Here is a 20,381-nt window from a genome sequence, read left to right on the forward strand (position 1 = left end):
TCACATAGTGAGGGCCTTTGTCACCGTTCGGGTTACGGCTGATATGCCTGGCCACCTCTGCGTTCATGGTCGCCGGATGTACCGGCACGACATCCAGCCCCGCTCCCAGCGAGGCCCCCGCCGTCCCCCAGCAGGTCCGGGAGGAGATGGAGAACACGGAGAATATGGAGGACGAAGAAGCGGGATTCATCGAGATCTGTGTCACGAAGAGGGCACGAGTACGGGTCAACTATCGGGGTTGCGACGACGCGCAACCCAACGTCAGATGGTACTTTCTCCCGCTGGACGTTCGGGTGCCCGCCACCGGCTCGAAGGCGAGGCGAGGTTCGTTCAAACAGCCGTCCGGTGACTCGTACCGAGCTCCCGCGAAGGGTGGCATCGGGTTGAAGGTGCGGATCGCCGACGTCGAGGATCGCGTTGAGGTCTGCGTGCTCAAAAGTAGTCGGATTCGGTTCTCTGACATCAGGTGCGACGACGGCGAAAAGGGTTACGACTGGTATTACATCCGGATCGACGGCCATGTTCCAGCAGTAGGCAAAAAAGCTGAGGACGGCTCCTTTCGGACACCATACGCAGATGCACACCGTGCCCGCAGAAACGGCGGGGACGCCGCCAAGGCCGCGATCGGTTACGAGGACCCGGACATGCCCGAGACGGAGGAGGAGGAAGAGGAATATTGCACCACGACCATCAACGGCGAGTGTGTCGCCACCAATCAGTGCACACAGACTGTGAACGGCGTCTGTACCAGCACCGGGAACGGTTCTCTGGAGTCAACCCACAGTGAGTGCCGCAATGTTTTTTCGGGCAGGCGTTGGACTCGCCGCTGCTGATCGATCGGTCGGCAGGCCGGCACCGGCGCGCGTCGGGATCGGTCCCAGAAGCCGAACATCGTCTCACCCGTCGTCGTCCGCCGGCCCGGCCGGCCGTGCTGAACCGCCCACCGGCCCGGTCAGCCGTGGTGGACGCCCGTGCGCGGGCCGCGGAAGGCGCGTCGGTAGGCCTGCGGGGTGGTCCCCAGGCAGCGGGCGAAATGGTGACGAAGTGTGGCGACCGATCCGAATCCGGCCCGTTCGGCGACGAGGGTGACGGGCTCGTCGGTGCTCTCGAGATGACGCTGGGCCAGCAGGACGCGCTGGCCGGTGAGCCACTGGAGCGGGGTGGTGCCGATCTCCCGGTTGAAGCGGCGGGCGAAGGTGCGCGGTGACATGTTGGCCTGGCGGGCCATCCTCTCCACGGTCAGTTCCCGGTGGAGGTTCTCCTCCAGCCAGGCCAGCAGTGACGCGAGGTTCCCGGTGCCCGGCCCGGGGTCCGGGCGCCTGACGTACTGGGTCTGGCCGCCGTCGCGGTACGGGGGCGCCACCATGCGCCGGGCGATGTCGTTGGCGACGGCGCCGCCGTGTTCCTTGCGGACCAGGTGCAGGCAGGCGTCGATCCCGGCGGCGGTGCCGGCGCCGGTGATGACGGGATCCTCGTCGACGTACAGGACGTCCGGCTCCACCCGGGTGAGCGGGTAGCGACGGGCGAGCTCCTCGCCGTGGCGCCAGTGGGTGGTGCAGCGGCGGCCGTCCAGCAGCCCGGCCTCCCCGAGCAGGAAGGCGCCGGAGCAGATGCTGAGCACCCGGGCCCCGCGCCGTACCGCGGCCCGCAGCGCCTCCAGCAGTTCCTCGGGCTGCCGTACGCCCGGGTCGGAGGCCGGGACGCCGATGAGGTCCGCCGACTCCAGCCGCTCCAGCCCGTGCGGGGTCTCGATGTGGAAGCCGTGCCTGGTACGCACGCTCCTCCCCGTGGCGGAGGCGACCGCGAAGTCGTAGACGGGCAGGCCGTCGTCACCGCGGTCGATGCCGAAGACCTCGCAGAACACCCCGAGCTCGAAGGCGTGCCCGCCGTCGAGGGCGAGGACGGCGACGTCGCGCAGCATGGGAGACCTCCTGGTGAGGGTACGGACCCGGCGGGATGACTGGCAGGAATTTCATCATATTAGGCATTTCTGCCACTTTCTGAGTTGACGGGCCGCTGGAAAGCTGGCATCCGGCCGTCCGGCGCGGCCCGCTTCGGCGATCTCCTCACCCTCGACAGCTAGGCTCGCGATGACCACCGTTCAGCTCACCGGTACCGACGCATCCACCGAGGCGGCCCAGGTCCTGCGCACGCTCGCGCTCGACGAGGAGCTCAAGTGGCGGGTGCCCGCGGACCCCGTGCTGGGCCCCCTCGCCCGGCGGGTGGCCCGGCGCTTCGTGGCCGGCGAGACCCTCGCGGACGCGCTGGAACGCGTGGCGGAGATCCACGCGGGCGGCCACCGCGCGAACGTCGAGTACATGGGAGAGAGCTGCCGTGACCCGGAGCGGGCCCTGGCGGAGACGGCCGTGTTCGTCGAGGCCGCCCGCCTGCTCCCGCCGCGCTGCTCGGTCTCCCTCGACCTCTCGCACATCGGCCTCGCGATCGACGAGGAACTCGCCCTCGAGAACGCCGTCCGCATCGCCCGGGCCACCGCCGGCACCGGCCGGGAAATGATCATCTCGGCGGAGGGCTCCGACCGCACCGACGCGGTCCTGTCGGTGCACCGGAGGCTGTGCGAGCGGTTCGACCACGTCGGGATCACCGTCCAGGCGAGGCTGCACCGCACCGGCGAGGACCTGCGGGGGCTTCTCTCCCTGCCGGGCCGGATCCGCCTGGTCAAGGGCGCCTTCCTGGAGCCGGAGAGCGTCGCCTACGCGCGCGAGGACGCCGCGCTGCCCATCGCCTACCTGCGCCACGCCGAGGCGCTGGCCGACTCGGGACACCTGTGCTCGTTCGCGACCCACGACTGGGACCTGATCCACCGCGTCGACCGCCATCTCGGCGGGGCGGGCCGCGCCGACGCGCCGTGGGAGTTCGAGACCCTCCTGGGCCTCGGCCCCGACCGCCTCACCGCGATGGCCGAACGCGGCCACCCCACCCGCGAGTACGTCGTCTTCGGCACCGAGTGGTGGCTGTACGTGTGCAACCGGCTGGCCGAGGACCCTCGGCGCCTGCTCCAGGCCCTCGTCGACGCCGCCGCCTCCTAGCCGTACGCGGTGACCCGCGACACCGGCCGGCCTTCGGCCTCGACGGTCGTGAGGTCGTCCCAGGTCACAGGTGACGGCTCCGGGTGGTGTGACGCGCGTTCGCCGGAGCGCCGGGGCGTCCGGCGAACGCGCGTCGTCAGCGGGTGTTCAGGTGCGGGTCCAGCGCTGGTTGGACCCGCCGTTGCACGTCCAGATGGTGAGCCTGGTGCCGTTGGCGGTGCCGTTGCTGGACGCGTCCAGGCACTTGTTCGCGCCCACGGCGGTGATGGTGCCGTCGGAGTTGAGCCGCCACCGCTGGTTGTCCTGGCCGTTGCAGTCCCAGATGACCACCTGGGCGCCGTCCGTGGTGCCCCGGTTGTACACGTCCAGGCACTTGCCTCCGTAGACCCGCAGCTCGCCGGCGGCGGTCGGCGTCCACCGCTGGTTCGCCTGCCCGTTGCAGTCCCAGAGCTGCACCTGGGCACCGTTGGCCTGCGAGGCTCCGGACACGTCGACACACCTGCCCGACCCCACGCCCCGGATCGCACCGGTGCCGGAGGACGGCGAGGGCGTGGGAGTCGGGGTGGCCTCGCTCGCGGTCATGGTGACGAGGACGGCCTCACGGGCGGGTACGGTGGCCGTGTAGGCGCCGGAGAAGGTGCCGATGTCGGCCCCGGTCCACGGACTGCGCACGGTCACCGTACCGGTGAGCCCCAGGTCCGAGAGGCGGGCCGTGATGGACGCCGCCGAGGTGGTCCGGTTGAGCAGGAGCACGGCCCGGCGGCCGGTGCCCGACAACACCTTGCCGTACACCTGGCGTCCGGTCTGGTCCTCGGCCACCTTCACGCCCTGCCGCGCGAGCGGGTCCTGGTTGACGGCCAGCACCTCCCGGTTGGTCAGGATCGCCCTGGTCTCGGCACTCATGTCGGTGAGCTTGTTGCCGGCCAGCAACGGCGCCCCCGAGACGGCCCACAGGCCCATGTGGGTGCGGTTCTGCGAGGCCGAGAACCCGGCCATGCCCACCACCAGCATGTCGGGGTCGTTGTAGTGGCCGGGGCTCTGGGCGGACGGGTGCTGGGCGGAGTCGAAGTTCGCCAGCACACGGTCCATCGACGCGGACTGCCCCCAGTAGATGATGTCACCGCTGGTGCGCCACATGGTGGACATGCCGGGCGCCCAGTCCCAGGGGCTCTGGACACCCCAGTTGCAGACGGACAGGACCATCGGCCGCCCGGTCTGCGCCGTGGCCCGGGCGATCGCGTCACTGATCGCCTGGTAGGTGGTGCGGGGGTTGAGACCCTCGGCGCTCCCCCCGCACCAGTCGACCTTGACGAAGTCGAAACCCCACCGGGAGAACTGCAGGAAGTCCTGGTCGTAGTGGCCCTCGCTGCCGCTGTTCGGAGCGGCCGGTCGCCCGGTCGGGTAGTAGTAGCCGCATCCGTCGCGGCCGGCGTCGGTGTAGATTCCGGCCTTCAGGCCCTTGCTGTGGATGTAGTCGGCGATCGCCTTCATCCCGCCCGGCCATTCGGCCGTGTCGACCGTGATGTTGCCCGCGCTGTCCCGCGTACCCTGCCACCAGCCCTCGTCGATGTTGACGTACTGATAGCCGGCGTCCTTCATCCCGGAGGACACCATCGCGTCCACCTGGGCCTTGATCACGTTGTAGTTGATCTGAGCGGCGAACGTGTTCCAGGACGCCCAGCCCATCGGAGGCGTCGGCGCCAGCTCGACGGGCGCGGGAGCTCGGACGGCCGTTCGCGCCTCGGCCTTCGCGTCGTCCATCGAGACCCATCCCCCCGCGAGCATCGCGAAAATCACCATCTGCACGGACATCACCAGCCGTACCGCCCTCCGGATCGGTGACGAACCGGAGGTGGCCGGATGGACGACGGGTCGTGTTCGCACAGGTCTGCCTGGTCGCATTCGTATCTCCTGCGGGTAGGGGAGTCGCGCGCCGGGCACGACCGGATTCCGGAACGGGTGGTCGGGGCGACCCCGTGGCGGCACATCCGATCGGCCGCTCCGGTGCGGGCGAGCCTCGCCGTGCCGGGATGCCCTCTTCGCCCCGTACCTGAGCCGTCACTGCGGATCCGAGGAACGGAGGTGCGCGAAGGCAGCCGGACGATCGACGGGCACGGCCCATGGCCGGATCGCGGCACCACCGAGGGCGCCGTCGGCGTCACGGGCAACGGCCCCCGCCCTCCACCACCGACCCGGCGGGGAAAGCCGTTTGCGATCTCAGTGTGAAAACCTGATCGAAACGTGTCAAGACTTCCGGCGAATCGGTTCGACCAGTTCGGCGAGAACGCACTTACCGCCAATGACGCCCCCGCCCGTCGTCCGGCGAAAATTACGTCGTCAATCGCTTGACATAAAATGCGCCACTCCCTGGTGAGAGCGCATGAGACAGGCCATGGCGGGTTTGTGCCCGATGGAATCGGCAGGCCGGGCCCCTTGACGGGACCTCGCCGGGTCGTGTTTGCTCCGCTGCACCACCACCGAGCGACCATTCGAAGAGGAGAAATCCGCGCCAAAATTCTGTTAGCGCTAACAAGAGATTTGAAGCGCCTCCCGGCTCGTTGACGGAAAACCTGACCGCACCAGGGCTTCACCGGCGAAACGGAGAGCTCGGACCACAGGCGTCACGACCCGTCCCGCATGTGCGCGGGATCGGTCGCCGACATCTCGGGAGACCGTCGCCAGACCGTCGCCGGGCCTGCGTTCCGGCACGGGCGAAGACGTTCTCCGCCACCGGACCGCGCCCGGACCTGCCAGCCGGCCGGGTGCCGCCCGATCTCCCCGGCGGAGGTCGGGTGAGCACCGATGACGGCGCCGGGGCGGGGAGGAGCGAGCGGTCAGTTGAGCGAGCGGTAGCGGCTCAGGATCGGTTCCGACAGGTCGTGGGACCACAGCCAGCCCGCCTCCCTGGCGATCCTGACCGCCTCGACGCGCGTGCGGGCGTCGACCTTGTTGAGGATCCGCGCCAGGTAGTTGCGTACCGTGCCACCGGACAGGCAGAGACGGTCGGCGATCTCTCCGACCGGCGCCCCCTCGGCCGCGGCCTCCAGGACCTCCAGCTCGCGCGCGGTGAGCGGGTTTCTCTTCGCGTTGAGGGCGGCGACGGCCAGTTCGGGGTCGACGACCCGCTCACCGGCGGCCACCCGGCGTACGCAGCCCGCGAGCTGGCCCGCCGGGGCGTCCTTGACGACGAAGCCGCGCGCTCCGGCGTCCAGCGCCCGGCGCAGCGCGGCCGGGGTCGCGAGCCCGGTCAGGATCACCGTCCCGCACTCGGGAAGCCTGCGGTGCACCTCCGCCGTCGCGGTGAGACCGTCGGTGCCGGGCAGGCCGATGTCGATGAGCGCGACGTCCGGCTGGTGGAGCAGGCAGGAGGGGACCACCTCGTCGCCGTGACCGACCTCGGCGACGACCTTGATGTCACTCTCCGTGGAGAGCAGGGCGACCATTGCCCCTCGGACGAGATGCATGTCCTCGGCGATCAGGACACTGATCATGAATCGTCTCCCCCTTGCTGCACCGCGCACTCTCATCTGGCCCGGGGACACTACCCAAGGAAGTCGGGTGACTACCGCAAGTCCGAGTTAAACACGAAACACGGGGCATCGAGCCGCGATTCGCGCAGGTCGGAGACTTCACCGCGCGCCCGATGAAAGCCGGTGATCGGCGGGCACCTTCACGAAAGGCGCCCGCGACCCGTGCGAGGCGGCCGGATCGGCCGCGAGCATCGGTCACGACGGGCCGCGGGACGCTCCCTCCGGAGTGACCGGCCTCGTGTTCACCGGCCGCCGGGGGCGGGCGCCGGGGAGGCGGTTCCGGCTGCGTTCCGTAACCGGGGCAATCGCGGCGGATGCTATCGAATCCAGACAAGCTCGGCAAGCACTGTCAAACCAGGGGGAGAGCTGTCAAAGCGGGGCGGCGGCCTCGTGGTGTTCCATCAGGACGTCGGTCAGCAGGTAACCGCCGTGTATCAGGTGGGCCAGCGGGCGGGCGCGCAGTTCCCGGTAGTGCCCGGCTATCCGGATCGCCGCCGCGACCGGGGTGGCGGCGCTCGTCCACAGCGGCCGGTCCCGGTCCGCGGAGATCGGGACGATCCACCAGAAGCGGCACGCGTCGTCCAGGCGAGCGACCAGGCCGTAGTAAACAGAGATGACGATCTTTCCGGACGGCAGGCGATGGACGTCGGCCGGGATGTTGTGGGATCGGGCCAGCAGGGCCGCCAGTTCACGGGCCCGGAGTTCGGCGGGAGGAGGCGCGAGGTCTTCGGGGGTTCTGTGATCAACGGTCACGCTGGCGAGGGTAGGGATCTTTGGACGGCCGCCTCAACGATGTTGCGTGATGTTGCGCGTTCACTCCTCGCGAAGCCGCGAGGCACCCCTTCTCGGCGTCACCTCGCGCGGAACTCGCCGGCCGCGGCCCGCAGCAGCTCACGGGCCTCCTTCCCGTACACCGCGGCACCGCTCAGCGCCCGGAACGCCTTCTCGTACACGACCACGTCGCTCGGGGCCTTGTGCTGGATCTGGCCGGGCACGGTGTCGACGCGGACCCGGTTGGCGTCGTATATCCAGAAGTTCTCCGGCGGCATGAGCGGCGGCCTGATCCTCGCGGAGACGATGCCGAAGGACACGTTCGCGGTGCCGGAGGTCAGCTCCGCCAGCCGGTCGAGCTGGGCGACCATCTGCTCGGGGCCGACCAGCGGCATGCGGAGCGCCTGCTCCCCGACGATGAACGCGAACCGCTTGCTCCCGTTGCGCAGGATCTCCTGCTGTCTCAGCCTCGCCGCGACCGCGGCGTCGATGTCGTCCGGGATGCCGCGGAAGTCGATGATGGCGCGCAGGTGCCCCCGGGCGTAGTCACCGGTCTGGAGCAGGCCGGGGACGGCCGAATGCTGCCAGACGCGGAACTGGTGGGTCTTGTCGTACAGCGGCTGGAAGGAGCGCTGGACGTGGCCGAGGCCGCTCTCCTCCAGGCGGCGCCAGTCGGTGTACATCGCGTCGATGTTCTGGGCGGCCGCGATGAGGTCGACCACCTGCTCGTCCGCGTCGCAGGCCTCGCACCACGTACGGATGTCCGCCTGGTTGGGCATCTGGACCGCGTTCTCGATCTTGGAGATCTTGGTGTGGTCCAGGCCGGTCTTCGCCGCCAGCGCTCGCCCTGTCAGCCCGGCGTCGGCGCGGAGCGCCCTGAGCCTGGCGGCGAGAATGCCTTTGGCCTCGTCGATGCGTGCTGTGGAGGTCGCCATCTCCATCACCCTGTCACCGCGGGGGGGTTGGTTCTCCGACAGTACGACGCTTGTTGCGATCTGTCTCAAATGTTGCGAATAGTTGCCGGAGAATCGTGGGCGCGCTCCCATCACGTTCTCCCGTCCGCCCACGTTTCCCGTTCCCGGCCCGCTTTCACCCGGCGATGCCACCGGCGGGCCCCGCCCCGGCCGGGTGGGCCGGTGGCGGGCACGGACCGGCCCGGACGGCGAACCAGGGCAGGTCGGCGAGACGGCGGGACCGTGACCGCGCGCCCGGCGATGCCCGTCTACGTTTCCATGAATTGCGAACTTACGTAATTCATTACATGATGGTGCCGTCGGACGAGACCGAGGTCAGGAGTGTGCCGTGAACGGATCTTTCGCCACCACGGTCAGGGAGAGGGCACGCCGGGCGGCCGCGGTGCTGGAGGCGGCCCGCCACGGCGATGACACCTACGAGCTGATGACGGCCGAAGCGGAGTGGGAGCATGTGACGCGACTGGCCCGTACGCACGGTGTGCCGATCGGCGCGGGTGAGGCCGGGCCGGACAGGACCGCTCCGTGATGTCGGTTCCGCTGTACGAGGCCAAGGCGGAGCTGTTCCGGCTGCTGGGCCACCCTGTCCGGATCCGGGTGCTGGAGCTGCTGCAGGAGGGGCCGATGCCGGTGCGGGACCTGCTGGCGGCCATCGAGGTGGAGCCGACGGGACTGTCGCAGCATCTGGCCGTGCTGCGCCGTTCGGGGATGGTCACCGCGCACCGTGACGGTTCCACCGTGGTCTACGCTCTGGCCGGCGGTGACGTGGCGGAGTTGCTGCGGGCGGCGCGCAGGCTGTTGACACAGCTGCTCACCGGGCAGAGCGAGCTGCTGAGCGAACTGATCAAGACCGAGACCGGCGCCCCGTGATCCCCTTGCTCTCCTCGGGCTGGGCCCGCCTGCGCAGCGTGCTGCCCGAGGGCGGGGAGTTGGCCGCGATGGGTCGCCGTCCCCGCCGTGACCTGCTGGCCGGGCTCACGGTGGCGATCGTGGCGTTGCCGCTGGCGCTGGGGTTCGGCATTTCCTCGGGCATGGGCGCCGCGGCGGGCCTGGCCACCGCGGTGGTCGCCGGGATTCTGGCGGCGCTGTTCGGCGGTTCGAGCCTGCAGGTGTCCGGCCCGACCGGGGCGATGACCGTGGTGCTGGTGCCGATCATGCATGCTCACGGCGCCTCCGGTGTGCTGATGGTCGGTGTGCTGGCCGGGCTGCTGTTGATCGCGCTGGCGCTGGGCCGCGCGGGCAAGTACATGGCCCTGGTGCCGGCCCCCGTGGTGGAGGGCTTCACCATCGGCATCGCCTGCGTGATCGGGCTGCAGCAGGTTCCGGCCGCTCTGGGCGTACCGACCCCCGAGGGGGACAAGATCCTTGCCGTGGCCTGGCAGGCCGCGCGGGACTTCCTCCTCCGGCCGCTGTGGTGGGCCCCGGCCATCGCCCTGACGGTGGCCGCGGTGATGCTGCTGGGCGCGCGATGGCGGCCCGCCGTACCCTTCTCCCTCCTCGCCGTGACCGCCGCCACCCTGCTGACGCAGCTGGTCGATCCGCCGGTGGCGCGCATCGGGGACCTGCCCGCCGGGTTGCCCGCTCCCTCCATGGCCTTCATGGACGTGGGCGCGCTGAGCTCGCTGCTCGCCCCGGCGGTCGCGGTCGCGGCCCTGGCCGCGCTGGAGTCGCTGCTGTCGGCCGCCGTGGCCGACGGCATGAGCGTCAACCACAGGCACGACCCCGACCGGGAACTGTTCGGCCAGGGCCTGGCCAACCTCGTCGTCCCGCTGTTCGGCGGCGTCCCGGCCACCGGCGCCATCGCCCGCACCGCGGTCAACGTCCGCTCCGGCGCCCAGTCACGGCTGGCCGCGCTGGCCCACGCGGGCATCCTGACCGTGATCGTGCTCCTCGCCGCCGACCTGGTCTCCCGGATCCCGCTCGCCGCGCTGGCCGGTGTGCTGCTGGCCACCTCGGTGCGGATGGTGGAGGTCGGCTCGGTCAAAGCCATGATCCGCTCCACCCGCGGCGACGCCGTCGTCCTGGTGCTGACGGCGATCGCCACCTTGGCGCTCGACCTGGTCCAGGCCGTCATCCTCGGCCTGATCGTGGCCGGTGCGCTGGCGTTGCGCTCCATCGCACGTGACGTCCGCCTGGACGTGACGCCGATCCGCCCCGAGCTGCCCGGCGACCACGGCGAGCAGGAACACGCCCTGCTCGCCGAACACATCGTCGCCTACCGCCTGGACGGGCCGCTGTTCTTCGCCGCGGCCCACCGTTTCCTGCTGGAGCTGTCCGAGATCGCCGTCGTCTCCGTGGTGATCCTGCGCATGTCCCGCGTCACCACCATCGACGCCAGCGGCGCCCTCGTCCTCGGCGACGCCATAGAGCGACTGCAACGCCGTGGCATCACCGTCTATGTCTCCGGTATCCGCCAGGGCCACCACCAGCCTCTGCGCGCCCTCGGCGTCATCGCCCACCTCGACCGGGCCGGCCGTGTCTTCGCCACCACCCCCGAGGCCATCGAGGCCGCCCGTGACCGGCTCCGGCAGGCCGGAGTCCTACCCGCGACCACCACCTCCTGACGTCGGACCCGAGCGGTCACGACCGCGGGAGGCCCGAGCGTGCCACCGGCGCCGAACCGGGGCGGCCCGTGTCCGGCCTCATCTCTTCGTGAGGCACTTCCCGGCGGTCCGGGTCAGGATTGTCGGGCGCAAGCCTTACGGTAGGGCGCGTGCCAGAGACGAACCACGAGATCACGCTCGACTCGGCCCTCACCGAGGAGGCCGTGCTCTCGACCTACCGCCGCATGTTCGCGGCGCTCGCCCGCGACAGCGGCGCGGTGGTGGACGACCCGGCGCTGGTCGACATCGCCGAGACGCTGTTCGCGGCGTTCGCCGAGGCGGGCGAGGAGTGGCTGACCCACGAGCAGATGCGCCACGTCTGCCGGGCCTACCCGCTCGACCGGTTCGAGAACCGGCTCCGGGTCCTGCGCGGTCTCGGCGCGATCCGCGAGGTGTTCCCCAAGCCCAACCAGCTCCGCTACCGCGCGTCGTTCACCAGCGTGGTGGGGCTGATGTTCATCCGCCGGATGATGGACGACGGCGGCCAGTCGGAGATGCACCGCCTGCTCGCGCTCGAGGACCTCAACGTGGCCGACCCCCGCACGACGATGGAGGAGGCCCGCGTCAGCGCGCAGAACCTGTCGCGCGCCTTCCGGCTGTGGGCGCTGGAGCTGATCACACTGACCGGCGGCACCATCGAGGAGCTGCGCGAGCAGGCGCCCAAGCTGTGGGGCACCGAGGAGATCGCCCGGCGGGCGCAGAGCCTGCACGCCACCATCCTCACCCGCTGGCCCGACCTCGACCGCACCTGCACCGAGCTGCGCGCCTCGATCTACTCCTACAGCGACGCCTCGCGCCGCGCCGCCGGGCGCCTGGCCGACTCGGCGGGCACGACGAGGAACCTGACGCTGCTCCCCGCGGAGACCTGGCGCACCTTCGCGCAGACCGCGAGCAGGGAGCGCCTCGCCTCGGTGCTCGACGGGTTCGTCTTCGACGCCCCCGCCCCCTGGCACGACCCGGCGGCGATCGTCAGGGCCGTGGACGAGAGCCCTCGCCCGGCACCGGCCCAGCCCACTCCCCCGCGCTCGGCCCTGCCCGACCCGGGTCCCGCCGACACCCACGAGCCCGGCACCGACGGGCTCGGCCACCTGACCGCCGTGGCCGAGGCCGCGCTCGCCGGGCGCTCCACCGCCCGGCTGGAGGAGCTGCTCACCGCCGACGGCGAGTGGGTCTCCGCCCGCCGCCTGCTCGCCGACCTCGTCTCCGCCGACCTGCGTCCCGACTCCCCCTATCGGCTGCGCTGGTCCGACGGCCTCACCGCCGACCCCGGCGGCGAGCCCGCCTGGCTCTCCCACGGCCACCTCGAAAGGACCGGCGGTGCCGGCTGATCCGCGACACGCACCGGCCGCGACGGCTCCGGCACACGAGCGCGCGGTGACGGCAGGGGCGACGTACGAGCAGGTGAAGACGCACGAGCAGGTGAAGACGTACGAGCGGGTGACGGTGCACGAGCAGGTGACGGCGCACGTCCGTGCCAGGGCGGGCGGTCCTCTCCCGCTCGGGGCCGGAGAGGCGGCTCCCACCGGGATGGCCCGGCTGGGCCGCGGCGACGGGACGGGCCTGGCATTGCCCGTCTGGCCCGACGGGGCGACCCCGTCGCTCCTGGAGGAGTACCAGGTCGCGCCGATGGCGGTGGAACGATCCGGGGAGACCCGGCGGGTGCTGGCCGCGGCGCTGCGGTGCTGCTGGACCGACCTGTCCGCCGACCCCTGGCCCGGCGGCACGGCCACGGTGGACGATGTGCTGTCGACGTACCGGGCGCTGATCGGGCGCGGCGACGACCTCATGCGCAACTGGGCGGTCGGCGCGCTGCGCCGCCTGCACGACTCGGCCTGGCTGGAGGTCACCGGCGGTCTCGTACGGCTCGGCCCCCGGTGCGCCTCCTGGCCCGCCGCGTCGCACGCCCAGCTGCGGGAGCTGATGCGCCGCCTGCCCTCCGGCGAGGAGGTCCCGGGTGGCCTGGAGGTGCTCCCGGTCAGCGAGGGCGTCCCTGACGACGCGGAGGCGGGGGCCGGTGTCACGGTTCCCGAGGAGGTGGACGAGGACCTGCTCGGCCCGTTCGACGAGCGGCGCAGGGCCGAGGTCGTGGCGGCCTTCATGGCGGTGGAGCACGCGGCCGAGCCGGTGCACGAGGCCCGTTTCCCCGCGCTGCGCGACCCGGTGCTGCGCCGCGCGCTCGCCGAGATGCTGGAGCGCCGCGGCCGGGTCCTCGTCCACGACCGCGACACATGGACGTCGGGCTACGCGACCTGGACGCTCGCGGGAGGGGGTGCGCCCTCCGGATCGGGTTCAGGTTCGACCTCGGGTTCGGGAGCGGAGACGGCCCCGGGGACGACGGGCGCGGCCTCGGAGGCGGGGCCGGGAGTGGGCATGGGCGCGGCCTCGGGAGTGGGTTCGGCCCCGGGCTCGGGCGTGGGTTCGGCTCTGGGTGAGTCCGAGCGGGCGGTTCTGGTGCTCGTGCTGATTCACTCGGTGGCGATCCCGCGGGCCGACGGCCTGCTGCCCGCCGACAGCTGGCTCTCGACGTTCCCCGCCCAGGTCGACGAGCTCCGGCGGCACACCAGGCTGCCGATCGGCGAGCTGGACGCCGCGCTGCGCGTCCTGCGCCACGCGGGGCTGGTGACCCAGGTGAAGGCGGGCGAGGAGGCCGGGGGTTACGTGCCGGGGCCGCAGTTCCACCGGCTGACCCCGCAGGCCAGGCGTCGCCTGCAGGAGGAGTTGATCCTCGCGGCGGGACCGCACACCCCGCTGGCGGCGGCCGTACGGGCCGGTCGGCGGTGAGCGGGCCGGGAAGGACCGCTCCTCACGACGACGGAGCGCCGGAGACCCCGGCGGCGAGCGGCCACGAGGCCGCCGTCGCTCACGACGAACCGACCCCGGGGCCTCGCGATGAGCCTAGCCCCGGACGGGATATCGGAGACCCGGCACTTCACGCGCCGGAAGCAGGACGGAAGAAGGGAACGACGGGGTTGACCGACCAGCGGAACCAGGCCGCGAGGAGCTCGCGCGGAAGCCGAGCCGGAGCTGCGGAGAACCGCGCCGGCACGGCCGGAGCCGAGGCCGGGACCGGGGCCGGAGCTGAGGCCAGGATCAGGAGGACCGGAGCCGGAGCTAAGGCCGGGACCGGGGCCAGAGCTGAGACCAGAGCTGAGGCCGAGATCAGGACCGGAGCCGGAGCTGGGACCGGGGACGGGGCCGGAACTGGGACCGGAGCCGGGAAAGCCTCCCCGGCCAAGGCCACCGGAGCCCCTCGCGCCGGGGACGTCCGGGCGAAGAGCGCCCGGAGCGGAGGCACCGGGGGTTCCGAGACCGCCGGGAACCCGGGCGGGACGCAGGCGACCCTGGTCCCCGTGGAGGCGACCCGCGCCACCGCCCCGAGCGAGAACGTGGTGGGCGACCGGGTGCTGATCGCCGTGCAGCCGGTCAACATCTCCCGGCTCTCGACCCACCCGGTGCCGACCGTACCGGGCACGCTGATCGTGGTCGCGGGCGCGGGGCCCAAGGATTCCAACGGCGCGGGCAAGTCGTCGTTCATCGCGATGATCACCGCACTGCTCGGAGACGAGCAGTGGCGTTTCGCCTCGGGGGCGAAATCCGTCGCGGAGCTGCTGTTCAACGCCGAGCTCGCGGCGGGCGGAGGTGGCCGGACGTGGGCCAGCGCCGACCACGGCTACATCGTCGGCGTCTTCGCGCCGGCCGATCCCGCGTACACCGGCTCCGTCCCCACCGGCTCCATCCCCACCGGCTCTGTCTCCACTGGTCCCGCCGGCACCGTCCCCGTGGACGGCGACTCTCCCAGCGACTCTTCGGACACGGCCTCCGCGGAAACCGGTTCCCTCGACAACGCCTCCCTGGCCGACGCGGTGACCGTGTGGTTGCGGGTCAACCAGGAGGCCCCGCATCTGGAGATCAGGTGGATCCCGGGGGTGCACCTGGCGGTGGCGGCCTCGGAGGCGGAGCGGGTGGCGCGGGCCGACGAGCTGTGGGCGGCGCTGCCCCGCTCGGCGGGACGCCGCGACGTGGTGGCGCGCGACCTGACCAGGTTCCTGTACGGCGACCGCGTCAGGTGCGTGTCGTTCCTGTCGACCTCGGTACGGAGCAAGGTCGCCACCAACCTGCTCTCCCAGCCGCTCAACGAGATCTCCCCCGAACGGGTCTTCGAGGCGATCGCCGCGCTGACCGGCCTGGACTCCGAGCTCGACCAGGAGCGGGAGGCCCGTCGCGACGAGCACGCCAGGCGGGTGCGGGCGACGCGGGCCATGGAGCTGCTCCGGGAGTTCGAGGGCGAGTCGCGTACGCTCCTGGAGACCTTCGACAGGCGTGACCGGGCCCGTGTCCGGCTGGCCGACGCGCTGCGCTGCTGGCGGGGGCGGCTGGCGCGCAGGCTGGCCGACGCCGGGCAGCGGGACGACGCGCTCGCGGCCGAGCTGGAGCGGGTCCGCGCGGCGGGCGACCGCGCCACAGAGGCGATCGCCGAGGTCAGGGCCGAGATCGCCACGCTCAAGGACGACACCCTGGAGCGCGGGCTGGCCGAGGCCCGCAGGGAGCTGACCACCCTGCAGGCACGCGCGGCGAAGCTGGACGCCGACCGGGCGGTGGCGGAGAACTCGGTCGACGAGCTGCGCGGCTGGATTCCCGGCCTTGAGGAGCAGCGCCGCCTGGCCGACGGGCGCGACGTGGCGACGGCGGGCGCCGAGCTGGCCGAGGCGAGGACGCGGCTGAACGAGGCGCTGAAGGCGCTGGGCGTGGCCGACCGGGAGGCCGAGGGGGCGAGGGCCGCGCTGGACGACGCCGAGGGCGGCCCGGCGGCGGCCCAGCTCAACGCGCTCGCCGAGGCGGGTGTCGGGGCGACCGGCCTGCTCGACGCGATCGACGTCGCCGAGCAGGCCCGCGACGACGAGGCCGCGCCACGCCGAGACGGCCAGGCCGCGCCCGCGCTGGGAGCTCGCGGGTGGCCGCACGAGCACGCGGTGATCGTCGACGCGGCCGACCTGGAGGCCGCGGCGCGGGCCCTGGGCGCACTGCCCGGATCGGTGCTGGTCAGCGCGGCGGGGGTCACCGTCGTGGGATCGTTCGAGGTCGCGGTCACCGGCAGGGAGGCCCGCATCAAGGCGGCCGAGCAGCGCCTGCACCGGGCACGTGACACCCAGGAGAGCGCGGCGGCCGTCGTACGGGCCGCGGAGGACGCCGTGGCCGAGGCGGGCAGGAGGCTTGAGGGGGCGAAGGCGTCCGTGCAGCTGGCCGACATCGAGCGCCGGCTGGCCGAGCGGCGGGGCGCGCTCACCGAGCTGTCCGAGGCGCTGGCCGGAATCGCGCCGAAGGTGGACGAGGCCGAGCGCCGGGCGAGCGGCCTGGACTTCCGGGCCCGTACGAGAAGCATGGAGATCGAGCGGCTGGAGGGCCGCAGGGCCCGGCACGAGTCCGACCGCGACCAGGCCGCGGAGCAGGCGGCGAGGATCGCCGCCGACCGCGACGCGCTCGGGCTGGAGGCGCTCGCCGGTGACTGGGGCGGCACCGTCGACGGAGCCCGCGAATGGCTGGGTGCCCTGGACGAGCAGGAGCGCCCGCTGACGTCCGAGGAGTGGTGGCGGGCCGCCGAGCGCCGCCTGGACGAGGCGCTGCGCGACACCTTCCCCGGCGAGGACGAGGAGATGCCCGAGGAGCTGCGTTTCCTGGTCAGGGAACGGACCGCGCCGGGTGCCGGGCGTACCGCCCGCGAGCAGGCGACGTTCCCCGGCGTGTGCTCGGCGCTCGCGTCCTACCTGCGCGGCCAGGAGGAGTACGAGCGGCACCGGCGCCGCCAGATCGAGACGCAGATCGTCACCCGGCAGCGCGACCTGACGGCCGCCGCCAGGGGCGCCGAGGAGGCGGCCCAGTCCACCGCCGTGCACCGGGCCGCGCTGACCGCCGCGATCAGGGCGCGGCTGACCCGGGTGGCCGAGGAGTTCGACAAGCTCGACACCTCCTACGGCGGTTACGGCGCGACGCTGGAGTTCCCCGTCCCGCCCGCGCCCGCCGACCCCGAGCAGCGCTGGGCGTGGCGGGTGACGCCCAAGTGGCGCAGGGGCGAGGGGCAGGGGTTCGTGCCGTACAACCGGCGGGCCAACACCGCACTGATGGACGAGAAGGCGGTGAAGCTCGTCTGCGCGGCGGCGATCGCGTCCTCGGGCGGCGGGCACCTGTGCCTGGTCCTCGACGAGCTGGGCCGCAACCTCGGCAAGGAGCACCGCAGGGAGGCGGTGGCGCTGTTCCGCAGGATCGGCGAGACGTACGGGATCACGGTGATCGGCGCCCTCCAGGACGACATGGAGCCCTACGCCGTCGACGCCTGCGGGCAGTACGTCAAGCTGCGCCGTTCCTCCGACGCCATGCCGTACAACGAGCCGCCGGTCGTCATCGGCCACGACCTGCACGCCGAACGGGTGCGCGCCCTGTCCTCCGCGGTGAGCCGGTAGGCGGGGTGTCGTCGGCCGGGGTCGAGGGCTGGGCATCTCGGCGGCGTAGCAGCCAGCGGCGGACCTCGTCGGCGCCCCACACGATCAACGGGAACGGGGCGACGAAGGCCAGCATGTCCGCCGTCAGGGCGGCCGTGCCCAGCAGCGTCTGGAACGGCGGCGTGTAGATGAGCACGGCGGCCAGGGCCAGTTCGAAGGCGATGCCCCACAGCAGCAGGGGGTTGGAGGTGATGCCGACCGAGCGCAGGGAGGCGCGTTCGGTGCGGGCGGCGAACGCGGTGCCGATCTGGCCGGTGAGCATGCCGAGGAAGGTCATGGTGGTGGCCTGCCGGTAGGCGTGGTGCAGCAGGCTGCCGGGGCCGGTCGGATCGCCTGGATGCCAGCCGGCCCGCAGGAGCACGTAGAAGAATCCCGCCATGGACAACACCGCGCAGATCACGCCGAGGAACAGCCAGGCGCGCACCAGCATCGCGGCGCGGATCACGCCTTCGGAACGCTCGCGTGGCGGGCGCCGCATGAGGCCCGGTTCGGCGGGTTCGCGACCGAGCGCCAGCGCGGGCAGAGTTTCGGTACCGACGTCGAACGCGAGCAGTTGCATCACCGTGAGCGGGAGCGGGACGGCGCCACCGGCCAGGGCGAACACCAGGAACGGGACGACCTCGGGGGTGGTGTGGGCGAAGATGTAGCAGATGAACTTGCGGATGTTGTCATAAACCTGCCGGCCTGATCTGACCGCGGCGACGATGGTGGCGAAGTTGTCGTCGGTCAGCACCACGGTGGAGGCCTCACGGGCCACATCGGTGCCGGAGCGGCCCATGGCCACGCCGATGTCGGCGCGACGCAGTGCGGGCGCGTCGTTGACCCCGTCGCCGGTCATCGCCACCACGTACCCCTCGGCGCGCAGCGCATCGGCGATCCGTAGCTTGGCCTCGGGTGAGCTGCGCGCGAAGATCAGTTGGCGGTGCTCGCGCAGCAGCGCGTCGAGGTCGCGCTCGTTCATCCGGTCGAGCTGCTCACCGGTGACGACGGCTGGGTGCTCGCCTGTGATGCCGACCTGCTGGGCGATCGCCGCCGCGGTCAGGGCGTGGTCACCGGTGACCACGATGATGCGGATACCGGCGGCATGGCAGTGCGCGACCGCCTCGGCGACCTCGGGGCGCGGGGGATCGTACATGGCCACCAGACCCAGCAGGGTCAGCTCGCGTTCGGCGTCCTCACGCCGCTGGGGCGCGGGCTGTGCGGGATCGAGACGGCGTGCGGCCAGAGCGAGCACCCGCAGCCCTCGGCGGGCGTGGGCGTCCACGACCTGTTCGATCTCGCGGCGCCGTGCCGGGGTGAGAGGCCGGACCTCGCCCGCACCCTCCATGATCGCGGCGCAGTGCGGCAGAACCGTCTCGGGAGCTCCCTTGGTGTCCACCCACGCCCCGCCGTCGCGTTCGTCGACGGTCGACATCCGCTTCAGCACCGGATCGAAGTGAAACAGGCGCAGCCGCCTGCCGGATCGGCCGGCCGCGTCGAGGGATGTCCCCAGGTGGTCGACGGCCTGGAGCATCGCCACTTCGGTCGGATCGCCCGTCAGGGTTCCGGCGGCGCCGCGCTGAACGTTGTTGCACGCCACCATCACCGAGGCCAGTCCCTCAAGCGCCGGATCGCGCCGCCGCACAGTCCCGGCCACGAGGCCGTCCTCGACCTCATAGGTCCCGGCGGCGGTCCAGACCATGGTGACGCGCATGCGGTTCTCGGTCAGCGTGCCGGTCTTGTCGGTGCAGATCACCCCCGTCGCCCCCAGCGTCTCCACCGCGCTCAGCCGCTTGACCACCGCTCCGCGCCGCACCAGGTCTCGCACGCCCAACGCCAGCGCCAACGTGATCACCGGTAGCAGACCCTCCGGCACGTTGCCCACCAGCAACCCCACCGCGAACACCACCGCCTCGGGTATCGGCAGGTGCGCGCCGAAGGTGGCCACCGGGATGAAGGCCGCCCCGGTGGCCACCGCGATCGCCGCGATCAGCCACGCCACTTTGCGGACCTGCCGCTCCAGCGGGCTCTCCTCTCGCTGGAGGCGTTCCGACAGCGCCGCGATCCGCCCCAGCTCGGTCCGCATCCCGGTGGCGAACACCACCGCCCGCGCCTGCCCCTCGGTGCACATCGTCCCGGAGAACACCAGATCGCGAGCCTGTAGCAGGCCCACCTTGGCGTCCACCAGGTCCGCGGAGCGAAACACCGGCATCGCCTCGCCGGTCAGCATCGACAGATCGATCTCGATGCCGCCCTCGATCAACCGGGCGTCCGCCGAGATCTGGTCCCCCTCCTCGATCACCAGCACATCGCCGGGCACCAGCTCGGCGGCGGGCACCACCTGCGGCAGTCCGTCGCGCAGCACCTTCGCCCGGACCGGCAAGTACGCCGCCAGCGCCTCGACCGCGCGCTCGGCCTGCACCTCCTGAGCGAACGCGAACGCGGCGTTCACGAGGATCACCACCACGATCGCCACCGCCACCGGGATGATGCCCGCCACCCATGCCAGACCAGCGGCCGCCCACAGCAGCAACGCCAGTGGATGGGTGAACTGCCGCACCAGTTCCCGTGGCCACTGCCGACCCCCGCGGCGGCGAAGCTCATTGGGGCCGTAGTGGACCAGTCGCCGCGCCGCCTCTCGCGAGGACAGACCAGGCCGGGCGCTGTTCAGATCACGCAGCAGCAACTCGAGGCGCTCGGTCGGATCAAACACCTGCCCCTGCGGCGGCTGCTCCACCTGGCTCATCGATCACACCCCCGGCCGTCATCAGACCGGCGACGGATGCGGCCGCGAGCCCACCGCGCCGCGCCGGACCACACCGGCCGGCACAGCGCCGACGCGACCGCGACGCCGGTCACGACCACAACGGTGATCCAGACGATGTCCCCGGTGGCGGGCTGACGCCGCACCACGAGCGACAAAGTCATCAACCGCACCCCCTCGCGAACGTCACAGCCCGTATCGCCGGCTCGGGGGAGAGCCACT

At 71.9% G+C, this 20,381-nt stretch carries 14 protein-coding genes; 8 read left to right on the top strand and 6 right to left on the bottom strand.

Translation table 11 applies throughout. The features are described 5' to 3' along the window. Window positions 1–17 precede the first annotated feature (17 nt). Window positions 18–833 (top strand): hypothetical protein, encoded by an 816-nt coding sequence (locus ACFFRH_RS25340; protein WP_386159986.1) that lies wholly within the window; start codon window positions 18–20, stop codon window positions 831–833. Between the two features lie 119 nt (window positions 834–952). On the opposite strand, the gene ACFFRH_RS25345 is transcribed toward ACFFRH_RS25340, so the two are convergent. Beyond that, the gene (locus ACFFRH_RS25345) at window positions 953–1,921 is read right to left on the bottom strand and encodes a helix-turn-helix domain-containing protein (protein ID WP_344748584.1); all 969 of its coding nucleotides are present in this window, start codon (window positions 1,919–1,921) and stop codon (window positions 953–955) included. A 169-nt stretch (window positions 1,922–2,090) separates the two neighbouring features. Between ACFFRH_RS25345 and ACFFRH_RS25350 the strand changes: the two genes are divergently transcribed. Next, window positions 2,091–3,047 carry a proline dehydrogenase family protein gene (locus ACFFRH_RS25350; protein WP_386159989.1) on the top strand — a complete coding sequence of 319 codons (957 nt, stop codon included), beginning with the start codon at window positions 2,091–2,093 and terminating at the stop codon, window positions 3,045–3,047. Window positions 3,048–3,194: 147 nt separating this feature from the next. Here ACFFRH_RS25350 and ACFFRH_RS25355 read toward each other — a convergent pair whose 3' ends face one another. The 4 genes from ACFFRH_RS25355 to ACFFRH_RS25370 all read right to left on the bottom strand — a co-directional run bounded on the left by ACFFRH_RS25355 (window position 3,195) and on the right by ACFFRH_RS25370 (window position 8,283). Then, the gene (locus ACFFRH_RS25355) at window positions 3,195–4,859 is read right to left on the bottom strand and encodes a glycoside hydrolase family 27 protein (RefSeq protein WP_386160110.1); all 1,665 of its coding nucleotides are present in this window, start codon (window positions 4,857–4,859) and stop codon (window positions 3,195–3,197) included. 1,022 nt (window positions 4,860–5,881) lie between these two features. Then, complete coding sequence (locus tag ACFFRH_RS25360) at window positions 5,882–6,538, bottom strand: response regulator transcription factor (RefSeq protein ID WP_344748582.1); 657 nt, start codon at window positions 6,536–6,538, stop codon at window positions 5,882–5,884. Window positions 6,539–6,946: 408 nt separating this feature from the next. Beyond that, window positions 6,947–7,330 (bottom strand): hypothetical protein, encoded by a 384-nt coding sequence (locus ACFFRH_RS25365; protein ID WP_344748580.1) that lies wholly within the window; start codon window positions 7,328–7,330, stop codon window positions 6,947–6,949. 98 nt (window positions 7,331–7,428) lie between these two features. Beyond that, entirely contained in the window at window positions 7,429–8,283 is an 855-nt protein-coding gene (locus ACFFRH_RS25370) for a helix-turn-helix domain-containing protein (protein WP_344748578.1), read from the bottom strand. Between the two features lie 367 nt (window positions 8,284–8,650). Here ACFFRH_RS25370 and ACFFRH_RS25375 point away from each other — a divergent pair, with 367 nt between their 5' ends. The 6 genes from ACFFRH_RS25375 (at window position 8,651) to ACFFRH_RS25400 (ending at window position 17,377) form a co-directional block, all read left to right on the top strand. After that, complete coding sequence (locus tag ACFFRH_RS25375; RefSeq protein ID WP_344748577.1) at window positions 8,651–8,848, top strand: hypothetical protein; 198 nt, start codon at window positions 8,651–8,653, stop codon at window positions 8,846–8,848. Further along, entirely contained in the window at window positions 8,848–9,189 is a 342-nt protein-coding gene (locus ACFFRH_RS25380; RefSeq protein ID WP_344748576.1) for an ArsR/SmtB family transcription factor, read from the top strand. Before ACFFRH_RS25375 ends, ACFFRH_RS25380 begins: the two co-directional genes overlap by 1 nt. After that, window positions 9,186–10,883, top strand: a complete 1,698-nt coding sequence (locus ACFFRH_RS25385) for a SulP family inorganic anion transporter (protein ID WP_386159993.1) — start codon at window positions 9,186–9,188, stop codon at window positions 10,881–10,883. The genes ACFFRH_RS25380 and ACFFRH_RS25385 overlap by 4 nt, the downstream gene beginning before the upstream one ends. Window positions 10,884–11,032: 149 nt before the next feature. After that, the gene (locus ACFFRH_RS25390; protein WP_344748575.1) at window positions 11,033–12,250 is read left to right on the top strand and encodes a hypothetical protein; all 1,218 of its coding nucleotides are present in this window, start codon (window positions 11,033–11,035) and stop codon (window positions 12,248–12,250) included. Next, window positions 12,240–13,703: a hypothetical protein gene (locus ACFFRH_RS25395; protein ID WP_386159996.1), complete on the top strand. Its 1,464-nt coding sequence runs from the start codon at window positions 12,240–12,242 to the stop codon at window positions 13,701–13,703. Before ACFFRH_RS25390 ends, ACFFRH_RS25395 begins: the two co-directional genes overlap by 11 nt. A 569-nt stretch (window positions 13,704–14,272) precedes the next feature. Further along, on the top strand, window positions 14,273–17,377 hold the full coding sequence (locus tag ACFFRH_RS25400; RefSeq protein WP_386159998.1) for a coiled-coil domain-containing protein: 3,105 nt from the start codon (window positions 14,273–14,275) through the stop codon (window positions 17,375–17,377). Here ACFFRH_RS25400 and ACFFRH_RS25405 read toward each other — a convergent pair. Beyond that, window positions 17,316–20,141, bottom strand: a complete 2,826-nt coding sequence (locus ACFFRH_RS25405) for a cation-translocating P-type ATPase (protein WP_386160000.1) — start codon at window positions 20,139–20,141, stop codon at window positions 17,316–17,318. The genes ACFFRH_RS25400 and ACFFRH_RS25405 overlap by 62 nt on opposite strands. Window positions 20,142–20,381 lie beyond the last annotated feature (240 nt).

Source organism: Streptosporangium vulgare (genome assembly GCF_042428775.1).
GTDB lineage: Bacteria > Actinomycetota > Actinomycetes > Streptosporangiales > Streptosporangiaceae > Streptosporangium > Streptosporangium vulgare.